The following is a 19,445-nucleotide window of genomic DNA, read 5'->3' on the forward strand; positions in this document are numbered from 1 at the left end:
GCTAAAGTCGGTTGAGCTAAAGATGCCAGGGCGATCGTAGCTGAATTATGTCGATTTTGTTTTGATATCCAAAGGAGTTTGCAATTTGTTCAACGTTCATGCTGTGCAGATTCACTTGAAGCTATTTTTCGAGGAACTGTCCATTGATCTAAAATATCTTTCACTAACACCTCTTTAAGCCAGATTTGCGCGACTACTAAAATTGGTAATCCTAAAAATAATCCCAAAATACCAAAGAACGTTCCAAAGGCAGTCAGCAAAGCAAGGGTTGTTGCAGGCAATAGAGACACTTGGTGTTTCATGATGATGGGCGTGATCAGATTGCCTTCAATTTGCTGAATCAAAAAATATAGCAGCAAAACTTCGATCGCCTTCCAGGGAGAATCTAACAAAGCTAATAGGGCAGGTGGGACAACGCTAGCGATCGCGCCAAGGTAGGGAACAAACGCTGATATGCCTGCAATCAGTCCATTCACCAATGGCAAGGGAACCTGTAGTACAAGCAATCCTATTGTTGAGGCAATGCCAATAAAAGCCATGCTGAGGGCAATTCCACCCAGATAGTTGACTAAACCAATCTCACACTTTGAGAGAATGCTATCTGCTCGTCTGCGATAGAATGCAGGAAATCCTTGAATCAGTAGATTGCGATACTGCTTTGGGTTTGCCAATAACATCAGTGTTAATACTGTTAGAAATAAACTGTTGAGCAGTAGGGATAGAGAGTTAGAAAAAATCTGATAAAAGTGAATGATTGCCCAGTTTGCAACCCGCTGAAGCTGAAGGCTCAAATCGCTTAAGCTAGGAAGATTGTTAATGATTCGACCTGGAATTTGCTCTTGTATCCAGTAGTTGAGATTTGCAACCTGGGCAATTGCGCCTGGAATCAGGTCAATTAGCTGATCGACTTGCTCCATAATTCGAGTAGCGACTAAAATTAAAACCAGTCCTAAAATCATGAGTGCGATCGCCACTGTCAGCGCGATCGCCACCCCTCGTTTAAGTTGAGATTTCTGAAACTGGCGCACGACTCGATTTAGCCCAGTGGCAAAGATCACTGCCATGAAAAACAGCAGCACGATCGATCGAACTTGCCACAGAACATAGAGCGAAATGAGCAGCGAAATTAATCCAACCCAGCGTCCTAATGTCAAAGTTTTGCCTTCCGCTTTCTGAGAAGAAAAACTGCTTAACAATAACAAACAGTCTACTAACGTTCTACCTTTGTTGCTCCAGTTAATACCACCTAATTTGCACAACTTCTGCTACAAGGAAGTTGTTGTAAAATATCTATCTAGTGATAGGTGACAACTCAAAATATACAAACAGCGGTACTTAGTGGTTAATCTCCTTCAAACGGTACACAACTCGAATTAGATTAATTAGTAAACTTCTTGTGAATTAACAAACAAATAAAGAAGACCGCTGATGAATTTTCATTCTCAATATAATTCGGTATTTAGCAGCACTCTGCTTATATTTGGACTTGCAACAGCCGCGATCACACCTTATTTTGTGGGTATCCCTGATTCCGCAATGGCGGCGGCACCTGCGAATACCAGCTTTCCTGACACACAAAATTATTGGGCGCAGCCTTTTATTCAAAACTTAGCAGAGCGCAACATTGTGACGGGCTATCCTGACGACACATACCGTCCAGAAGAACCTGTCGCTCGCGACGAATTTGCTGCAATTTTGCAGAAAGCGTTCTCTCAGAATCTAGAACGGCAGATCGCCAGCGGCAGCGTTTATAAAGACATTCCCCAGGGCTATTGGGCAAGCTCAGCGATTGAAGATGCCTATGAAATGGGATTTATGAAAGGGTATCCGGGTGGAGAGTTTCGCCCGAATCAGCCTGTCACCAGGGTTGAGGTATTGGTTTCGCTGGCCCAAAACCTAAATTTGCCTACAACCACAGCCGACAATAGTAAACCTGTTGCAGCCTCTGCCACACCAGCCCCAGCGCAGGCTACACCTCGTCGGCGTGCTATGAGACCCTTCATGTTTCCCCTTGCCATGACCACGTTGATGCAGCCGTTGATGACAACGCCAGCTAGAGCAACTGTCGCAGCCAACCCTCAAACCGCAAGCAACACTTCACAGCGCCCAGTCTCGCTAGCAGTAAGCGACTACTACCAGGATGCCGCTCAGATTCCTCAGTATGCTGTGGATGATGTTGCGGCAACAACCGCAGCCGGAATTGTTGTTAACTATCCCGATCAACGGGTGTTGAACCCAACCCGACCTGCAACGCGCGGTGAAGTAGCTGCCTTGATTCATCAGGCACTAGTCAGTCAGGGCAAAGTAGCACCAATTGCGGATCAAGCAGCGGCTCAATACGTGGTGCGTGAGCGTTAGGTTAACTCAGTCCGAGCTGCCCACAATTAGCTTAGACGATTCCTCTAGCAGCGAAATATAAAGCCAGTCTAATGGAGAGCCGATATGCAGTCTGTTGAAAGACAATCACTTGAGTCGAAACTAGAAAAAGTGGGTAACGTTTTACGCCTGACAGGGTGGATCGGTCTCTCTGTACATATCCCGATCAACGGGTGTTGAACCCAACCCGACCTGCAACGCGCGGTGAAGTAGCTGCCTTGATTCATCAGGCACTAGTCAGTCAGGGCAAAGCAGCACCAATTGCGGATCAAGCAGCGGCTCAATACGTGGTGCGTGAGCGTTAGGTTAACTCAGCCCGATCTGCCCACAATTAGCTTAGACAATTCCTCTAGCAGCGAAATATAAAGCCAGTCTAATGGAGAGCCGATATGCAGTCTGTTGAAAGACAATCACTTGAGTCGAAACTAGAAAAAGTGGGTAACGTTTTACGCCTGACAGGGTGGATCGGTCTCTCTGTACAAATTGGCTTGGGAGCGATTTCGCTGCTGATGGTCGTATTTGCGATCGCGGGTCGAAATTTTAGTCAGGCGACTGCACTTCCCAGTGGTGTAACTCCTGGTGTTGCAGTGCCAGTGAACCAAGGCGTAACTCCAGGAATTGGAGTCGGGATTTTTTGGGCAGTTTGCGGCATTTTAGCGCTGCTAGCTGGAATTTACCTTGCCTTTCGGCAAACGCGATTGGCAAGGCGGTTGCGTCATGCAGACACACTGAAACACCCAACCAAAGCAGAGGTGATGACCGTGTTGCGTCTGGGTGCGATCGCGGGCTTAGTTGGCATGTTGCTAACGATTCTGGGTGGCGGCGCAACGCTGGGAGTGCTGTTATCGAAATCCATTGCTCAACCCCAAGGCATGGCGATTTATGACCCGACTCGCATGATTCGGTCGATCGACATTATGGTGGCAATGGCAAACATGAGCGGAATTACAGCCCATTTTGTTGGCACTGTTGCTTCGCTTAGCGTGTTTGAATGGCTGCATCGTTGATTTATCGATCGGCTTAGATCTCTTTTACCGATAGTTTGATCCTCCAACCCTTAAAAAACGTTTCGTTGAGATGATGAAAGCTGATGAGACAGCTTCTTGTGCAGGTGCCGCAGGGATGCGGAAAAACAGTCTTAGAAATTGCCAAAGCCTGTGAGGGAACAAACTTGGCGCAGTTTGAAGCGGCTGGAATTGAGCAACCGCTGGATTTGGTGCTTGTTCATATCTCTAATGGCAAAGTCGAAGAACTGCTCGGCAAACTGGAAGACGTACCAGACTTGAGCTTTACGCTGCTGCCAACCGGAATCATGGCTTTGCATCCGCCTGCTGACGCTGCCCCTGATCAGGTGACAAACGTTGAAGAACGCAGCCCGCTCGAAATTTTTCTGTCGGGTTTGCAAAGTACCGGCTCTTGGAAAGGATTTCTCAGCTATGCGGCGATCGCTGGGGTCATAGTTTGGATTGGCTTATATAATAATACGGTTTACCTGCTAGTGGCGGCGATGCTGCTGGCTCCGTTTGCTGGTCCCGCTATGAATACGGCACTGGCAACCGCGAGGGGCGATCGCCAACTCCTTCAGCGCAGTATCATTCGCTATTTTGCTGCCTTGAGCGTCACGATTGCCACCACTGCCTTGCTTAGTTGGATACTTCAGCAGCAGATTCCAACAAATTTGATGATCGATAGCAGCCAAATTTCTACGGTTTCTGTTTTGATTCCGCTGGCGGCGGGAGCGGCGGGAGCACTGACTTTAGTTCAGTCAGATCGCAGCAGTTTGGTGTCGGGAGCCGCAACTGGAATGCTGGTTGCAGCTTCACTCGCTCCACCCGCAGGCATCGTCGGTATGGCAGGTGCGATCGGACGGTGGGATTTAGCCAGCAACGGACTGTTTTTGCTGCTGCTACAACTGGGCGGCATTAACCTGTCTGCTGCTTTGGTGTTTCGCCTGTTTGGACTCTCGACGCAGGGATCGCGCTATCAGCGGGGCAAGCGCGGCGTGTTTCCGATCTCGGTGGGGATCAGTGCGATCGTGCTGACAGGTTTACTGATCTGGCAATTTTCTAGCTCACCTGACTTAGAACGATCGAGTCGCGCACAGCGGGCAAATGCCCAATTGCAGCAGGTGGTGAAGCAAAATGATTCGGTTCAACTGGTCGAGGCAAATGTTCGATTTACCAGAGCTAACATTCAGGGGCAAAATACGTTGCTCTGTGTCGTGTATGTGCAGCGTCAGACAGAGGCAACGCGATCGGCTGAACAAATTCGGGCTGATCTGACTCAATCCCTTCAAAGTCGCCTATTGAAAGACTTTAATGCCACACCGCTCGTTGATGTCATTGTGCTAGAAGCGCCTGACGCTAAATCGTAGGATTAAACCGTTCTGATGCAGCAATTCGATCCTCCTGAACAAGCTATAGAACACGAGCAACAGCAGATTCTGCAACACAAACAAAGTCCGCCTGCGCGGACTCTTAAAACCCGCGTAGGCGGACTACCCTCCCTTGAAGGCTAAAGCCTGACGGCATGAACGCGCCTACGTTTTTGTAGCCGCGATTACGAACATCGCCAAGTATTTTTGCAAGAGGTCTAATGACTACACAGGACTTACGCAAAGCTTATACATATAGCGTTTTTTCGGGTTCAATCCCCTTGTGGTTGCGGTGGCAGATGTGGTGATATATGCGTAAGTCCTGACTACAGCAATTCAAGGGTTGGGTGCAACACATCTGTAGGGGCATGGCAATCAAAAAGTCCCTACTGAACGTTAGAACCGCAATATCAGGACTTACGCAAAGCTTATACATATAGCGTTTTTTGGGGTTCAATCCCCTGTGGTTGCCCCTAGATGTGGTAATGTTGCGTAAGTCCTGATATATTCTACCCAACTCTTGAAACGCTATATTAACTAGAATGTAAACGTGGTGCGGATAGTGCCGATCACAATATCATCGTTACGATTATTGTGGTCGGGAGCGGTGAGCCAGATAACCCCAGGCGTGATGGCGATATTGTCCGTTACTTGATACTGGTAGAAGGCTTCAATGTGCAGTGAAGTATCGTCATCTTCTCCCACTGGCGGGATGGGGATGCCTGCTGCGGTTAATGCGCCGACTGCGCCGGGATTGATATCGATGGTTGAGCCAGTGACTTTCGGCTCCATGCCAACGATAATGCCCGCCAAGTTGCCTTGTTTACCCAAATCCGGGAAGGCTAGGGTGACAGCCCAGTTCCAGATGTCAACTTTGCCACGATCAATGAGTCCTCCTAAGGTGGAGAGGTTGCGCGTGTTGGTGTAGCCAACCCAGCCACCCAAAACAAAGCGATCGCTCAGTTGCCAAGATAACTCCACACCGTAGGAATTGCTGACTAAGGGGAGATTGGTGCTAAATCCTAAGTTAGTTATACCACCGCCTACCGAACTACCGTCAATATCGGTATCGAAGAAGCGGGCAAGTCCGCCCTGGAAATTAGCGAGATTGCTGCCAGTGCCGGTGTCATTGTTGTTGTAGGAATGAATGTAGGTCAAACCCAGCTTCAAGCGATCGCTTGGCTTGATCAGTAGCTGTGCCAAGGCACCGTAAGGGCCATTGAACAAACCACCATTTTCTTCCGGGTTGGCGGCGTCACCCGCTAAATAGCCTAAGCTGAGTTCAAAGCGATCGCCCAACTGCTGCCTTAGTCCAACTCCAGCACCTTCCGCCAGGTAATAAATCGGGGGGCGCGTTCCAAAAGTAGATAGTGCCCCAGTGGTACCATCACCGTCAAGGAAGTTGACGGTATCGGTAAAGTCATCCGCCGCACCTGCATTTGCTGCAACCACCACTTCTGTTCTCTCACCGAGGGGGAAAGCGTAAAGAAACGCATCCACGAAAACATCATTGTCAGTCGCACCTGAGAAAAACAAGTTGCCTTCTGGTGTCAGGGTGCGTTCGGTGAGAGAACCCAGTCCTTCCGCTTGCAGTCGCGTTCTCAGTAAGTCTTTCCCGGTGAAGCTGGTTTCAAAATTCAACCGGGTGCGATGACCAAAAATCGTTACATTGTCGATGTCTTCGCCAGTGGCATCTTCTCCAGTGAAAATCCCTGCCAGGGCAAAAACTGCTTCTCCCTGTAGTTTGGTGGTGGTAGAAAATTGATGGCTTTCCAGAAAAGCGGTGCGACCTTCTAAATTATCGATCCGCGTCCGCAATGTCGCCAGTTCCGCACCAAATTCATCAATCAGTCGCTGTAATGTGGTTAAATCCGCTTTGGTGACGAAATCTGCCGAACTGGCAGCAATCAATTTCTCGATTTGTTGCAGACAAGCATTCAATCCGGCGGCAAATTCATACCGGCTGAGTGCCCGGTTGCCGCGAAAGGTGCCATCGGGATATCCTGCAATACAACCGTAACGTTCGACAAGCGATCGCAGCGCTTCATACGCCCAGTCTGTCGGTTCTACGTCTTGCAGTTGGGAAACATTCGTCACTTGTTCCAGGGAACTATCCGCACCCTCTGGATTGCTGTAAACATCGATTTGTTCTAAAACGTCGGCATCAGCAGTCACCGATCTCGGCGCGATCGCTGGGATTTCAGCTAAATCAGCCACTGTTGACTGATTCGGCGTCATTACCACCGATGCTGGTGTTTCTATCTTGACAGCAGATGCTTCCATCAGCTCAGAAGGGGTGGTAATCGGCGCGGTGTCGGTAGCTGCCGTATTTGATACCAATTCTTCAGTTTTTTGATGTAACGTTTGAGATTCCTCTTTATCCTCCTCGATCGCGGGAGTTGGGGCGATCGCTTCCTCTATTGGGTTCTCCTTCACTTCCATCACCGCTGGGGTTGCAGTTGCGAATGCTTCAGCATCCATTCCCAGCATTGCACCGAACACGGCTGGGCTTACCAGCAGCGCATTCCACAGGCTTTTAAATTTCATTTCTCACTCCTCACACCCTTTCCATGTTTTCAGCAATTTTCACTGCTGTACTGCTTAGCAAGGGCAATCTATTGACAATTTTGCTAACTTATTTTGCTCATAAGTTGCCCTTTTCAACTGAAAATTCTCAGTTGCTAATGAGAATCTTTACTCTTAAACACACTCATTTACAATCCCCCCTCATGGCATTTACCTATCAAAACTCAGCCATCCGCAGCAACATCATACTAAAATGAGACTTATTCTCATATAGTAAAATAAGACTCATTCTCAAAATAAAGATTGACACTTCCACTGTCAATCAGGAGATAAACCGTGACGCGCCCTAAAATCCGACATCATTCACGCTTTGCCCTGTCCCTATTGCTGCTGTCCGTGTTAGCTGCCACTGGGTGTAGCTCATCCAATCCCTCATCCCCACAGCAGAGTGCTTCGCCGCAGCCGCCAGTAGGGACGCAGAATACGGAGTCTCCACGGGTGGTGGCGACGTTTTTGCCGATATATTGGTTTACATCGGCAGTTGCGGGTGACAAAGCGCAGATAGAAGTTTTGGTGCCACCCGGTTCAGAAGTGCATGAGTATCAAGCGACACCCGCAAACGTGCAAGCGATCGCCCAAGCAGATGTGCTGGTAAAAAACGGCTTAGGCTTGGAAGAATTTCTCCAAGAAACGATAAAAAATTCTGGAAACGCCCAGCTCAAAGAAATTGATAGCAGTAAAGGCATGAACGCCTTAGAAGACGCCTCACCTGTAGTGAATGGTCAAGATGCCACTAGCGAAGAAGACCATAACCACGCAGAAGCCAATCCTCACGTTTGGCTCGATCCAGTCCGAGCAAAACAGCAAGTAGAGAATATTCGGGATGGTTTAATTGCAGCCAATCCTGAGAACAAAGCGACTTATCAAGCAAACGCCACCGCCTACATTCAGCAACTGGAAGCGCTAGACAAAGAATTTCAGCAGCGTCTGCAACCCTATCGCGGTTGTACTTATGTCACCTTCCACGACGCCTATCCTTACATTGCTCAGCGCTACCAGCTTAAGCAAGTTGCAGTGGTTCAGATTCCCGAAGATAACCTTTCCCCCGCTGACATCCAAAAGGCGGTCGGGGCAGTGAAAAAGTACAATGTTAAAGCGCTGCTTGGCGAACCAGGAACTGACAATAAATTGCTCAAAAGTCTCTCCACCGACTTGAAATTAACCCTGCGAACCATCGATCCTCTGGAAAATGGCCCCTTGAATCCGGAGCATTATTTCACTGCGATGAAGCAAAATCTGCAAACCCTGGAAGCTGCCTGCAAGTAGACGTGAGAAACTCTGACGCCCCTAATTCCCCATCTCCAATTCTGAAAGTTGACGGCTTAACTGTCTCCCTAGGCAGTTATCTGGCGCTTCGGGATGTCTCTTTTGAATTGCTACCCGGCACTGATACGGCAGTAGTTGGCCCTAATGGTGCCGGTAAAAGTACGCTGGTGCAAGCAATTCTGGGATTAATTCCGCGAAGTGCCGGAAAAGTAGAAATTTTTGACCGTCCAGTTGAACGTTTGGGGCGTTGGTGTCACTGGTTAGGCTATATGCCGCAAAATTTTATCTTTGACCGGAGTTTTCCGATTTCTGTTGCCGAATTGGTGGGGTTGGGATGGGTGAAGAAACACGAGTCAGGAAAACTCAAAACTCAAAACTTTTTGTCATTCTGGCGACAAGATGAAAAAAAATTAGAAGCGATCGCATTTGCCCTGAAACGAGTAGATGCCTATCACCTGCGCCGTCAATCTATCGGCACCCTGAGTGGCGGGCAACTAAAGCGAGTTTTGCTTGCATATTGTCTGGTCATGCCTCGTCAACTTCTAGTGCTGGATGAAGCGTTTGCCGGTGTGGATGTGCAGGGTGCAGCAGATTTTTATGCTTTGCTGAATGAACTCAAACGCGAGGAAAATTGGACGGTGTTGCAAGTTTCCCACGATATTGACATGGTAAGTCGCCACTGCGATCGCGTTCTCTGCCTCAATCAAACGGTAGTCTGCACTGGCACCCCGGAAATTGCCCTTTCTCCCCAAAACTTGCTAGCTACTTATGGCCCAAGCTTCAGTCGCTATCATCATCACCACTAAAACAATTAAAAATGCTTGCATTAAAAATGCCAGATATTTTTAATTGGCTTCATCCAAATGTTCTGCAACAGAGCGATAGAGGTCTAAAACGTGATTATCTTGAAGGCTATAGAAGACCTTGCGCCCACGCTTGCGGTAGCTGACCAGTCGCAGGGCGCGTAAGGCTCTCAACTGATGGGAAACCGCTGATTCGCTCATTTCCAGCGCTGCTGCCAAGTCACAGACACACAGTTCTTTTAGTGCCAAAACTGATAGAATCCGCAGGCGGTTGGCGTCTCCTAAGAGACTGAAGAACTCTGCCATGCGCTGGGACTTCTCGGTGCTGAGAATCTGAGTTTGCAATTGGTGAGCGTTATCTATGTCAACTGGGTGTGGCGGATTACAATTTAAATTTTCTGTTTTCTGAAGGTCGCTATTTACAGCTTCATCAGATGAAAGTTGCACTGACATTTCTCAAACTATAGCTAGATACTCTTATCGTAACTGATTCGCTGACGTGGATGGAAAGCTAATGACTCTCCTAGATTTGTCGATCTTATTTCATTTTCACTGGCTAGCGATCGCTGATAGCGCTAATTTAATCACCTTGTTGCAGTTTCCCTTCATGCAACGAGCGATCGCTGGTGGCGTCCTGATGGGACTCCTGGGCGGCTTTCTGGGCAGTTTTGTTACTTTGCGCCAGTTGTCTTTTTTCAGCCACGCCGTTGGTCACGCGGCTTTAGTCGGGCTGGTGATGGGAGTCTTATTACAGCTAAATCCTACCTGGATGCTACTACCCTTTACCGTAATTTTTGGTTTAGCGGTTCTCTACCTGATTGACCAAACTAATCTCGCCAGCGACAACATCCTCAGCATTGTGCTATCCGGTGCCTTAGCAATTGGCGTCATCCTTAGCAGCTTCATCCAGGGCTATCGGGGCAACCTCTTAGGCGCTTTATTTGGCGATATTCTCGCAATTAATAACACCGACTTGGTACTGGTTTTACTATTGCTTGTGGGCAGCAGTATATTTTTACTGTCAACGCTGCGAGAGCAAATATTGTTGACGCTTAACCCCGATGTGGCAAAGGTTCAGGGTGTTCCAGTCCAGCTTTATCGCTACTTATTTGTTGTATTGCTCTCGCTGGCAGTTGCCGTTTCTATCAAAGCTGTGGGCATCTTACTCGTAAATGCCTTTCTGGTGATTCCCGCCTCTACTGCCAAGTTATTGAGTCACCAATTTATCTACTTTCTCTGGCTCTCCGTTTTCTTGGGAGCGATTAGTAGCGTTACCGGAATGATTGTATCCGGTCTTTTCAACTTTGCTTCTGGCCCCAGTATTGTTCTAGTCCAGTTTTTGCTATTTCTAGCCGTTCTCGGCTGGGCAAAGTTGAATCTGCAAGCTAGCTGAGGCAAGGAAGGTTAGCCAGTTGCAGATTAGCCGGTTGAAGGTTAGCCGGTTTATGAGAACTTTCAACTGCTGTAAACCTTCAACCTTCATTTAGCTAGCCACAGTTGCAGCCTTGATGGGAGCAGCCTTGTCCAGATTCGTGACCATTGGCACAAGCTTCGCCGCAGTAGTATTTACCACCTTTTTCCACCGCTTCGCTGATGGAAACAACGCACAGGCATGATTCACAGGCACATTTCATCGAAGTTACGGTAGTCATCGCTTTCTCCTAGTCAAGTCTTGATTCACTATAACATCTGAACAGATATTCAGATATCCCTTCTTTTCAGGAACCGTCACAAAAATAGCGATCGCCCTTGCTGCAACCGGGATCTCTGACAAAAACTAAAAAGATTAACGAATCTGCCACTAGGGGCTTGTCAACACCTTCTAAATTTGTTAAATTAATAAAGCACAAAAAACGTGCGCCGGGATAGCTCAGTTGGTAGAGCAGAGGACTGAAAATCCTCGTGTCCGGAGTTCAAATCTCCGTCCTGGCATTTTCTTGTACATTTGACCGACTAATCGCTGCTGTAGCCTTTGCTGGACTTTAAACCAAGATTTGTAAATGTAACTAATCAGAGTAATTGCAGAGGTATAAAAGCGCCCTGGCTGACCAATATAGCGGGGGTCGGTTTTCAGAGAGTTAGATAACTGCTGGATCATACCAGCAGGGAGTTTACCTTTTTCTCGCCAGGTTTCAAAGTCGGGATGGTTCGCTATTTGGTTGAGGATGTCGTTAATTAAGGGCGTGTTCAATTCAGCCATTAACCGCCAGAGTGCTTGGCATCTGGGTTCTTTGGCAATTAAGCGACACTGAATAGTTATTTGGCTCATAAAAATACCATAACACAAGAAAACATTATGTGTTTAAGATGCCAAAATTATTTTGCATCTTTGTTAGGTATTATGAAAATCTATGGATAATTTCTACACCAGCACAGAAGCAGCGCAAATTACCGGATGTTCTCGGCGGCAATTACAGTATTGGCGAGAGAAAGGGGTAGTTGTGCCAACGGTTAACCCTAGCGGTAAGGGTCGGAATGTTTATTATTCGCAAACAGACTTGTTGGCGCTGACTGTGATGGAATATTTGCTGTCTATGGGTTTGAGTTTTGAGGTTTGCCAGGAAGTGCTGGAAACGCTCAAAGCTAGTGAGTCATGGCTGTTTCAACCGTCTGTCTTAGAAGGGCAGATGAAACGGTTTATGCTGTTATTGGATTTAAAGCGGCAATGTTTGGTAAGTTTTGACAGTGGTTTGGCGTTGGAAACGATTAATCAGGGTTTGCCTGTTGTGCCATTTTGGAGCGATCGCATTCATCAACGTTTACGCGACAATCTCAGCAGTTTTGCTACCGCAGGCGATTGCATAGTTTAATTTTAGACTTTGCTGATAATTGGATAATAATGGTGGCGATCGCCCCCAACTCAAAAAATATCACAATTTTGTCCGCTCCAATGATTTGTTATGCCCCGATCGCTTAACAATTATTTGGGCTTGGCGATCGCCAATAACTTCTGTGGACTTACCAACGAAGCCGACCATTTTTGCTTGCCTAATCTCGGATAGAAACAGACAACCTTAATGGGCGCATCGGTTCGGTATAACGTTCCTGGTCAGCGGCGGCAGATAACCTTCGCATCGTCACCAAGCTCTTCATACCGTCCGCTGCAACACGGTTGTTAGACATCGCGGCGCAACGGAAGCAGTTTTCGGGATTGCTAATCTCTGACTTTAATCCCAGATACTTGGCTCAAAGTGCCTTCTACTCCATAGCCAAAGGGGAGTATGTACATCAATCGGAGATAGATCAGTGCCAACTAAAATTTTTTCCCACGCCTTTGCTACATCAGTACGAACCACATTTTGATCGCCGCAAGACTCAATGACTCCAAGCATAACGCTGGCTTGAATGACATGAGTATCAGGTGCAATAGAAAGACAGGTCTTGTTCTTCAACTTTGCATCTGTGTACTGGGAGATAACGTATAGCCAGTAATTAGCAATCTTATGCCCGCTTAGATAGGGAAATCCCTTTTTGTGCTTGATCTGCACATCGTTGAGAACTAGAGATATATCATAGGAGTTGTCAGCAAGTAGATTTCTTACATCCCCTTGGTAATGATCAGTCAAGGTTCCACAAATGGTTCTCCAGATACTAGGGTGGCGATTGGGCTGGAGGGCAACTTTATGCTTCATTAAAGCAGAGCGCAAAGCATCCTCTGATGTACTGACAACCTTCTCAGGCGAAAAGATGAAGTTCGTTTCTGGATCTTCGTAAGCAGCAACGGCTGACTCCCAAAGTTTATAGGAATTACGCTGGTAATTCAGCGCCATAGGTAAGGTAAAATAATGAAAATTATCTTTTGAAGACTTATCTAGGCTGGGGTTTGAGTCCTCTGGCATCTTTTCTCCACCAAGAATACCTTGAGCATGATAGTCTCGCAATTTTTCCACAGCGGAAAGTATTTCTTCCCGACTTCTTGTTGAAGCATCTTTTTGCTCAAAGATATCTAATTGCATACCCATTTTCACCCCTACTTAGATCCCCTACTTAGATGCAGAACTCTCAAGATGTGTTGAGAAATATTCAGGAAGGAAATCTAAATATTCCTGAATTTCCATACCTGCTTTTTCAGAAAGCCTTATCACCAGAATCAGCAGCAAATCTTGCCAATATTCTGGGATGCCTGATAATTGCGATCTGCTCACCTTCCTTCCACTCTGAATTTGCGTCCGTAGTTCCTCCTCCATTGCCATCAATTTAGAAACCATCTTTAGTGGACTGGTTTCTCTGGGCATCGCTGGAAGAAGATTATAAGGGTCGGAAGTCAATAAATCCTCTTCTGTAATAATTCGTTTCACTAAAGCTTCCTCGTCAAGATAATAGTGAAGAGAGCCGCATACATGATGATACGTACCCAACTCAGCCCCTAATTCTACAGCTAAAACCTCCTGAAGAAACGTAAATGAATATATATCGTATGGCAAAACCATAGCTGCTGATTGGGAGCGCATATAGGTTATCGCGTGGAGTTTTCCATCTCTTTGCAAAAATTGAATAGCGATGGGACATGGAATATCTCTAGAAGATGCTCTGTTGTCAGATGGATAATATACTGATGCAACAGTTCTACGAGAATATGGATCTTTCTTTAGACGTTCAGTAATAGCCTCGATTTGATTCACTCCGTTTGCGTTAAATAATCTTTTGCCGTGGGCACCGTATAAAGTTATTTGATCGTCAGAAAAGTCTCTCCCTCTCTGATTATAAAAGTTGATAAATCTTAGCTCATCAGAGCCAGATATAGTCCAAAGAGAATTTGCAACTGCAAATGACAAATTAATCTTTCTAAGCTTTGAAGATAGAAGTCTATTAGTTGGTGATTCAAGGCTAAAGGAATAGCCTATGATTTCCTTGGTTGGTCTAACTTGACATCCAAAATTTGAACCGACTGACATTGGATCAATTATTGAATCCACATCAGACCCGTATTTTACAATGTCCTGTAAGACCGCTTTGCAAGCTAAATTAAAGCTCAAAAAATGCCTGTTGTTAGTTTCTAGTGACATGAGCTTAGTTAGAGAAATTAGTGAATTTTTACTTCATAACACGGTAATCTAAGCTCTTGGGGAGAAAATCGCTTTCTCAGAGCTTCTCGCCATGCCGTGAGCGCGCAATATTGGTTATTCTCCATAGCGAATTCTTCTGAGCTTTTCATGCGGTAAACTGTAGGAGAATATGGCTTAATTTTTAGAGGAGAAACTCGCAAAGGTAAATTTAGATGTATTTCTTGTAAGCTATCTAGTAGCCTCTCCATCTTCTCTGCCAACGCTGATATATTATTGGACGTAAGAACAAGATACAAATAGAGGTCAAGTCGTGTTTCCAAAAGCCTTTTCAATATTTCTAACTGTCGATAAAAATGTTCTGGTGGAGCTTTTGTGTTGAAGTGAAAGGAGGAGGGATCAAATCCCTTAAGGCATCCAACTCTACCAAAATTTTTATAACTTCTCATTAAATCCCAATCTTCATCTCGGAGTACACGCCAAGCATAATCATTACTAAGATTGTCATCCAGCCATAAATAAGTGGTTTCATGGAGATTTGCATTTATTAATGCTTTCATCATCCACGGTGTCCATTCGGGTGTGAGATCTGGTTGTCCACCACTTAATCGGATCACCTTTGGAATAAAAGCTTCTTTTTTAAGCGAGCTAACTAATGAATCGCAAGTAAAGTACTTAGCCTTTTTAATATCGGCAACTAAGAGTCGATAATCTACGAAGCAGAACCAACAGCGATAGTTACATCCTGCACTTTGGAATACTTGTATTGTACTCGCCTCTTCTCTTGAGATACCTAATTTCCACGCGGCTGGATAGTAAGGTAAAACGATTTCTCCCCAGTTTTCTTCAGGAAGTATAGATTTGTGCCAGATTCGACCATAACCATCACAATTAATATTATGAATATCAGAGGCTTGATCAGAGTCTATTAAATTTGATATTAAGATTGCCGACTCGTCTTTCTTCAATAATATCGAGCGCAGTCTCAATCCAAACTCATCTACATCTATGGATTTAGCATTAGCTGAATTAATCATATTCATGTCTCTCTACTTATTCTCGCTGGGGTCTTTACGGACAACCATCAATTGAAGGATAGGTAAATCGTCTACTCCCAAGCCTAGCTTTTGTGCTGCTTGAGTTAGTGCTGAAGAAATGGGGCGAGGAGAACTTTTTAATCCCCTGCCATGAGCAACTTCAAAAACCTCAAATCGGAAGCCACAAGATTTAACTAAATTCTGTAACTCAACATCTGTATAAGTGAAAGAATGAACCGATACTTCATTGCCTGAAGAATGGACAAATCTGGTGACATTTAGCTCTGAATTATGATTAATACTACGAAGAGCATCTGACCATATCTTTGATGGTGAATTGAATATAAAAGCTCCATCATGTGTGAGAACTCTTGCAATCTCATGGAGAGCTTCAGGAAGAAGAAAAGGATCGGCTAAACTGCAAACTATAATCTTGAATGTTTCATCTGGGAAGGGCAAGTTAAACGCGGAAGCTACAACCTTTATAATTCCTGGATCTGGTTGAATTAACGATAGCATTGTAGAAGATATATCGACTGCTACAACTGCCTTAAATAGTTTTTTCAGCTTAGAGGTTAAGTATCCTGTGCCAGCACCAAGATCAAGCACAATCTGGTCTGGATCTCTATAGGACTCAACGTGATGGTTGAAAAAATCAATACTCAAATCGTGAAAGTTTGCAGTGGTAACTCGTCGATCATCAAAGAATTCGTTGGCTATGAGATCGTAACCTACCTTATTTTGTTCTTCTAATGCAGTAATACAACAGCCCTTTGAGGCTACAATTTTATCTAATAAAGAGGCAATAAAGACAGTCTTCAAAGCCTCTGTAGACATTGAGGATGAAACTCTGAGAACAATGTCGAAGGGATATGCACTTGTATCAAGTGATTCATAAAAAGCCTGATCTTCATGTAGTCGTAGAAGTCGATCGCTACCTAACGAGGAGATCCGACTTTGTGCTCTTGTCCAAAATTTATCTGAATCTTCTGGAAGTATTAAGACTGAAAGTACATCAGGGAGAAGAGCCTTTAGCTTGCCATGATTGCTAGGATGAACCTCTTTTATTGCAATTCCGCCACGTTCAATTATTTCCTGAATTGAACTTCGCGAGATTGAGTAATAGTTTTCATAGATTTTATCGACCGTGACAAATGCCCCGCCATCATTCATTCTCTGAAAGTCATCATGAGAGATATGTTCATACTCCTGACGTGTCTCTCCAAGTCTAGGAGGTCTTGTCGTGTACGAAATCGGACGGTAAAACTCCCTGCTCTCTCTGTCTGATAGGAGGGAATCGATGAAGGTACTCTTGCCAATACCAGTAGGTCCGCCAACAAGAACAATTTTTACCATAACTACTGGAACTTTGGGTAGTCAGACTAGCCGATATAACTCGACACTTTTATTTAGGATGTCTCAGGAAAATAAATCTTGCCTGCACATCACCCACAGTTCATAAATTCTTCATACGTAAGCCCCCGACCGAAAGCGATGTCTAACGTTCGCGCTCACCGGACGTAGATAACCTTTGCAGCTCAACCAACTATATTTGGGCGTTCCGGTGCAGCGCGGTTGTTAGGTTTTGTTGTTTTCCAAGGTTATGACTACACTTCCCTTCTTGTGTCCTTGTTCGACATACCTGTGAGCCTCGGCAGTCTGTTCCAACGGATAACGTCTATCTATGACCGCTTTCATCTTCCCTGCCTCAATTAGCTCTTTGAGGAAGATGAGATCGTCTTTCCGCTCGATCGCTACTCCACCGATCACTTTCTTGTTGCTTGTCATCGAAGTCCATAGCCCTCGAAGTATTGGGGACAGATTTATATGGACAGCCCTGAGATAGATTCCGTGTTGCTTTAGTGATCTTAGACAACCTGAAAACGGACTTTTGCCTATCGTGTCAAAAACAATATCGTAGGTCTTACCGCTTTTGGTAAAGTCCTCTTTGGTGTAATCAATAACCTTGTCGGCTCCTAAAGATTTCACCAATTCCAAATTCGCCGTACTACATACCCCAGTAACTTCTGCCCCAAAGGATTTGGCAAGCTGCACGGCAGCCGTACCTAATGCTCCAGAAGCCCCATAGATCAAGATTTCTTGTCCATTCTGAATATTTCCCTTGTCTCTCAGGAAAAGTAATGAGGTTGTTGCTCCAAAAGGAATGGCGGCGGCTTCCTCATAGGTCATATTGATAGGTTTGATGGCAACTGCTGCTGCTTCAGGTAGACAGATGTACTCAGCGTTAGCACCAAGACTAGTTCCTGCTCCAGCAAAGACCTGATCACCTTCTTTGAATCGTTTTACATTTTTGCCTATTGCTTCAATTTCTCCGGCTAGCTCAGACCCTAGTATCGTGTTTTTTTTAGGTCTTTTGAAACCATAGAAAAACCTTACGGGGAATGGATCAGCCCGTCGTATGCGTACATCCGCTGATGTTACTGTGGTCGCATATATTTTTATCAGTACTTCGTTTTCCCTAGGAGTAGGTTTTTCTACCTCCTTTAGCTGCATAACCTCAGGTGAGCCGTACTCTGTGCAGATAATCGCTTTCATGAATGCTCCTCAAAGATAGCTTTAGTATGGTTCACCACAATCTTCTATCCAATGAGTTTGCGAAACCTAACTATTTATTGTACCGAAACTTTCCGTCTTGTCAACCCCAATGGAACAAAAAGCCGAAACTTTCGGGATAATCACCACATAGAGGATGATAGCTAGAAACATTCCGTATATTCTCCGATGACAACCAGAAACTTTCGGGATAACATACCAGATAGTCATACTATCAAGAAACATTCTGGATCTCATCTTATGGAACAACGTCCCAAAAAACTCCTTGAACAAGTAAGTGATGTCATTCGTCTGAAGCATTACTCTTACAAAACGGAAAAAAGCTACATTAATTGGATTAAACGCTATATTTTATTCCATAATAAACGACATCCTAGAGAAATGGGTGGAAAAGAAATTGAAGAATTTTTAACTTATTTAGCCGTACAAGAAAATGTCGCTGCTTCAACTCAAAATCAGGCTTTAAGTGCTATTTTATTTTTGTATAAGGAAGTTCTCAAACAAGAGTTAGATTTACAGGTTGATGCGGTACGGGCAAAAAGAAGTCGTTATGTACCAACGGTTCTGACCAGAGATGAAGTTCTGGCAATTATTAATCATTTATCAGGAGTTCATCAACTGATTGTTAAATTGCTTTATGGCACTGGGTTACGACAAACAGAATGCTTACAATTACGGATTAAAGATTTAGATTTTGCTCAAAAACAAGTAATTGTTAGAGATGGAAAAGGCATGGAGAGTCGAATCACCATGTTACCGACAAGTTTAGCTGAAGAATTGAAGTTTCATTTAGAGATTGTCAAGCGTTTACATCAACAGGATTTAGACAAAGGTTATGGTTCAGTTTATTTACCTTTTGCCTTAGAAAGAAAATATAAAAATGCAGATCGAGAGTGGGTTTGGCAATTTGTTTTTCCCTCAGATCGCATTTCTCAAGATCCTCGTAGTGGTATTATTCGCCGTCATCATCTTCATGAAAGTGGATTACAAAAAGCTCTTAAACAGGCGGTTAAAATGGCAGGGATTAATAAGCGTGTGAGTTGCCATACTTTTCGTCATAGTTTTGCGACGCAATTATTACAAGATGGCTATGATATCAGAACGGTTCAAGAATTACTGGGACATAAAGATGTTAAAACCACGATGATTTATACTCATGTTTTAAATCTTGGAGGTAGAGGAGTAAAAAGTCCCCTTGATGTCTAAAATCTCAGTTACAATACAAATAGCTTTTCTTGTTGAAAATTTCCCATTCTAGCAAAAGATAATCGACAGCGATCGCATCTCCCATCCTCTCACAATGCAGGCATCTTAAATCTTGCTTCACATTTCGGGCATTTGGCTAAAAGCTTAAGCTGATGGCGATGGCTTACGCCTCGGCTATCGCCTACGCACTTCCAAACAGACTTAAACTGCCACTCAATCC

Annotated in this window: 20 protein-coding genes, 1 tRNA gene and 1 pseudogene; 11 read left to right on the forward strand and 11 right to left on the reverse strand. The window is 45.0% G+C overall.

The genetic code is table 11. From position 1 onward, the window contains the following. Positions 1–89 precede the first annotated feature (89 nt). Positions 90–1,154, reverse strand: coding sequence for an AI-2E family transporter (locus ACFW2W_RS23065; protein WP_378183849.1), 1,065 nt, complete (start codon positions 1,152–1,154; stop codon positions 90–92). A 274-nt stretch (positions 1,155–1,428) separates the two neighbouring features. Between ACFW2W_RS23065 and ACFW2W_RS23070 the strand changes: the two genes are divergently transcribed. The 5 genes from ACFW2W_RS23070 to ACFW2W_RS23090 all read left to right on the forward strand — a co-directional run bounded on the left by ACFW2W_RS23070 (position 1,429) and on the right by ACFW2W_RS23090 (position 4,894). Beyond that, the gene (locus ACFW2W_RS23070) at positions 1,429–2,358 is read left to right on the forward strand and encodes an S-layer homology domain-containing protein (protein WP_378183851.1); all 930 of its coding nucleotides are present in this window, start codon (positions 1,429–1,431) and stop codon (positions 2,356–2,358) included. 155 nt (positions 2,359–2,513) lie between these two features. Next, complete coding sequence (locus ACFW2W_RS23075) at positions 2,514–2,681, forward strand: hypothetical protein (RefSeq protein ID WP_378183853.1); 168 nt, start codon at positions 2,514–2,516, stop codon at positions 2,679–2,681. 84 nt (positions 2,682–2,765) lie between these two features. Next, positions 2,766–3,383: a DUF3611 family protein gene (locus tag ACFW2W_RS23080; protein ID WP_378183855.1), complete on the forward strand. Its 618-nt coding sequence runs from the start codon at positions 2,766–2,768 to the stop codon at positions 3,381–3,383. A gap of 83 nt (positions 3,384–3,466) precedes the next feature. Next, complete coding sequence (locus ACFW2W_RS23085; protein ID WP_378183857.1) at positions 3,467–4,750, forward strand: DUF389 domain-containing protein; 1,284 nt, start codon at positions 3,467–3,469, stop codon at positions 4,748–4,750. 15 nt (positions 4,751–4,765) lie between these two features. Then, the gene (locus tag ACFW2W_RS23090; RefSeq protein ID WP_378183859.1) at positions 4,766–4,894 is read left to right on the forward strand and encodes a hypothetical protein; all 129 of its coding nucleotides are present in this window, start codon (positions 4,766–4,768) and stop codon (positions 4,892–4,894) included. A 393-nt stretch (positions 4,895–5,287) separates the two neighbouring features. Here the strand turns inward: ACFW2W_RS23090 and ACFW2W_RS23095 are convergent, their stop codons facing one another. Then, positions 5,288–7,297: an iron uptake porin gene (locus ACFW2W_RS23095; protein ID WP_378183861.1), complete on the reverse strand. Its 2,010-nt coding sequence runs from the start codon at positions 7,295–7,297 to the stop codon at positions 5,288–5,290. Positions 7,298–7,612: 315 nt separating this feature from the next. Between ACFW2W_RS23095 and ACFW2W_RS23100 the strand changes: the two genes are divergently transcribed. Next, positions 7,613–8,602 (forward strand): metal ABC transporter solute-binding protein, Zn/Mn family, encoded by a 990-nt coding sequence (locus ACFW2W_RS23100; protein ID WP_378183863.1) that lies wholly within the window; start codon positions 7,613–7,615, stop codon positions 8,600–8,602. 2 nt (positions 8,603–8,604) lie between these two features. Further along, a complete protein-coding gene (locus ACFW2W_RS23105; protein ID WP_378183865.1) occupies positions 8,605–9,408 on the forward strand; it encodes a metal ABC transporter ATP-binding protein in 804 nt (267 codons plus the stop codon). 39 nt (positions 9,409–9,447) lie between these two features. Here ACFW2W_RS23105 and ACFW2W_RS23110 read toward each other — a convergent pair whose 3' ends face one another. After that, entirely contained in the window at positions 9,448–9,858 is a 411-nt protein-coding gene (locus ACFW2W_RS23110) for an ArsR/SmtB family transcription factor (RefSeq protein WP_378183867.1), read from the reverse strand. Positions 9,859–9,919: 61 nt separating this feature from the next. Here ACFW2W_RS23110 and ACFW2W_RS23115 point away from each other — a divergent pair, with 61 nt between their 5' ends. Beyond that, positions 9,920–10,798, forward strand: a complete 879-nt coding sequence (locus tag ACFW2W_RS23115) for a metal ABC transporter permease (RefSeq protein WP_378183869.1) — start codon at positions 9,920–9,922, stop codon at positions 10,796–10,798. A 94-nt stretch (positions 10,799–10,892) separates the two neighbouring features. On the opposite strand, the gene ACFW2W_RS23120 is transcribed toward ACFW2W_RS23115, so the two are convergent. After that, complete coding sequence (locus tag ACFW2W_RS23120; protein ID WP_378183871.1) at positions 10,893–11,057, reverse strand: metallothionein; 165 nt, start codon at positions 11,055–11,057, stop codon at positions 10,893–10,895. A gap of 207 nt (positions 11,058–11,264) precedes the next feature. On the opposite strand from ACFW2W_RS23120, the gene ACFW2W_RS23125 reads away from it, so the two are divergent. Next, a tRNA-Phe gene (locus ACFW2W_RS23125) sits at positions 11,265–11,337 on the forward strand. Positions 11,338–11,350: 13 nt separating this feature from the next. Here ACFW2W_RS23125 and cas12k read toward each other — a convergent pair. Continuing rightward, positions 11,351–11,674 (reverse strand): annotated as a pseudogene (gene cas12k / locus ACFW2W_RS23130) (type V CRISPR-associated protein Cas12k); the annotation flags it as partial. A gap of 82 nt (positions 11,675–11,756) precedes the next feature. On the opposite strand from cas12k, the gene ACFW2W_RS23135 reads away from it, so the two are divergent. Beyond that, positions 11,757–12,215 carry a MerR family transcriptional regulator gene (locus ACFW2W_RS23135; RefSeq protein ID WP_378183873.1) on the forward strand — a complete coding sequence of 153 codons (459 nt, stop codon included), beginning with the start codon at positions 11,757–11,759 and terminating at the stop codon, positions 12,213–12,215. Between the two features lie 178 nt (positions 12,216–12,393). Here ACFW2W_RS23135 and ACFW2W_RS23140 read toward each other — a convergent pair whose 3' ends face one another. The 6 genes from ACFW2W_RS23140 to ACFW2W_RS23165 form a co-directional block, all read right to left on the reverse strand. Continuing rightward, a complete protein-coding gene (locus tag ACFW2W_RS23140; protein ID WP_378183875.1) occupies positions 12,394–12,528 on the reverse strand; it encodes a hypothetical protein in 135 nt (44 codons plus the stop codon). 44 nt (positions 12,529–12,572) lie between these two features. After that, the gene (locus ACFW2W_RS23145; protein WP_378183877.1) at positions 12,573–13,367 is read right to left on the reverse strand and encodes a hypothetical protein; all 795 of its coding nucleotides are present in this window, start codon (positions 13,365–13,367) and stop codon (positions 12,573–12,575) included. A 21-nt stretch (positions 13,368–13,388) separates the two neighbouring features. Further along, positions 13,389–14,411, reverse strand: coding sequence for a thymidylate synthase (locus ACFW2W_RS23150; RefSeq protein WP_378183879.1), 1,023 nt, complete (start codon positions 14,409–14,411; stop codon positions 13,389–13,391). Positions 14,412–14,428: 17 nt separating this feature from the next. Then, positions 14,429–15,445, reverse strand: coding sequence for a radical SAM protein (locus ACFW2W_RS23155; RefSeq protein ID WP_378183881.1), 1,017 nt, complete (start codon positions 15,443–15,445; stop codon positions 14,429–14,431). Between the two features lie 12 nt (positions 15,446–15,457). Then, positions 15,458–16,801 carry a methyltransferase domain-containing protein gene (locus ACFW2W_RS23160; protein WP_378183883.1) on the reverse strand — a complete coding sequence of 448 codons (1,344 nt, stop codon included), beginning with the start codon at positions 16,799–16,801 and terminating at the stop codon, positions 15,458–15,460. 222 nt (positions 16,802–17,023) lie between these two features. Further along, the gene (locus ACFW2W_RS23165) at positions 17,024–18,001 is read right to left on the reverse strand and encodes an NAD(P)-dependent alcohol dehydrogenase (RefSeq protein ID WP_378183885.1); all 978 of its coding nucleotides are present in this window, start codon (positions 17,999–18,001) and stop codon (positions 17,024–17,026) included. Positions 18,002–18,259: 258 nt separating this feature from the next. Between ACFW2W_RS23165 and ACFW2W_RS23170 the strand changes: the two genes are divergently transcribed. Next, positions 18,260–19,225 carry an integron integrase gene (locus tag ACFW2W_RS23170; RefSeq protein WP_378183887.1) on the forward strand — a complete coding sequence of 322 codons (966 nt, stop codon included), beginning with the start codon at positions 18,260–18,262 and terminating at the stop codon, positions 19,223–19,225. The last annotated feature ends 220 nt before the right edge of the window (positions 19,226–19,445 follow it).

The sequence above is a fragment of the Coleofasciculus sp. H7-2 genome (assembly GCF_042747725.1).
Classification (GTDB): Bacteria; Cyanobacteriota; Cyanobacteriia; order Cyanobacteriales; family FACHB-T130; genus FACHB-T130.

Bases quoted from the DNA above. Each gene is read 5' to 3' on its own strand.
- ACFW2W_RS23110 (WP_378183867.1), bottom strand. From the start codon at position 9,858: ATGTCAGTGCAACTTTCATCTGATGAAGCTGTAAATAGCGACCTTCAG.
- ACFW2W_RS23155 (WP_378183881.1), bottom strand. From the start codon at position 15,445: ATGATTAATTCAGCTAATGCTAAATCCATAGATGTAGATGAGTTTGGA.
- ACFW2W_RS23150 (WP_378183879.1), bottom strand. From the start codon at position 14,411: ATGTCACTAGAAACTAACAACAGGCATTTTTTGAGCTTTAATTTAGCT.
- ACFW2W_RS23135 (WP_378183873.1), top strand. From the start codon at position 11,757: ATGGATAATTTCTACACCAGCACAGAAGCAGCGCAAATTACCGGATGT.
- ACFW2W_RS23070 (WP_378183851.1), top strand. From the start codon at position 1,429: ATGAATTTTCATTCTCAATATAATTCGGTATTTAGCAGCACTCTGCTT.
- ACFW2W_RS23090 (WP_378183859.1), top strand. From the start codon at position 4,766: ATGCAGCAATTCGATCCTCCTGAACAAGCTATAGAACACGAGCAACAG.
- ACFW2W_RS23160 (WP_378183883.1), bottom strand. From the start codon at position 16,801: ATGGTAAAAATTGTTCTTGTTGGCGGACCTACTGGTATTGGCAAGAGT.
- ACFW2W_RS23080 (WP_378183855.1), top strand. From the start codon at position 2,766: ATGCAGTCTGTTGAAAGACAATCACTTGAGTCGAAACTAGAAAAAGTG.
- ACFW2W_RS23115 (WP_378183869.1), top strand. From the start codon at position 9,920: ATGACTCTCCTAGATTTGTCGATCTTATTTCATTTTCACTGGCTAGCG.
- ACFW2W_RS23095 (WP_378183861.1), bottom strand. From the start codon at position 7,297: ATGAAATTTAAAAGCCTGTGGAATGCGCTGCTGGTAAGCCCAGCCGTG.
- ACFW2W_RS23165 (WP_378183885.1), bottom strand. From the start codon at position 18,001: ATGAAAGCGATTATCTGCACAGAGTACGGCTCACCTGAGGTTATGCAG.
- ACFW2W_RS23145 (WP_378183877.1), bottom strand. From the start codon at position 13,367: ATGGGTATGCAATTAGATATCTTTGAGCAAAAAGATGCTTCAACAAGA.
- ACFW2W_RS23170 (WP_378183887.1), top strand. From the start codon at position 18,260: ATGGAACAACGTCCCAAAAAACTCCTTGAACAAGTAAGTGATGTCATT.
- ACFW2W_RS23140 (WP_378183875.1), bottom strand. From the start codon at position 12,528: ATGTCTAACAACCGTGTTGCAGCGGACGGTATGAAGAGCTTGGTGACG.
- ACFW2W_RS23085 (WP_378183857.1), top strand. From the start codon at position 3,467: ATGAGACAGCTTCTTGTGCAGGTGCCGCAGGGATGCGGAAAAACAGTC.
- ACFW2W_RS23120 (WP_378183871.1), bottom strand. From the start codon at position 11,057: ATGACTACCGTAACTTCGATGAAATGTGCCTGTGAATCATGCCTGTGC.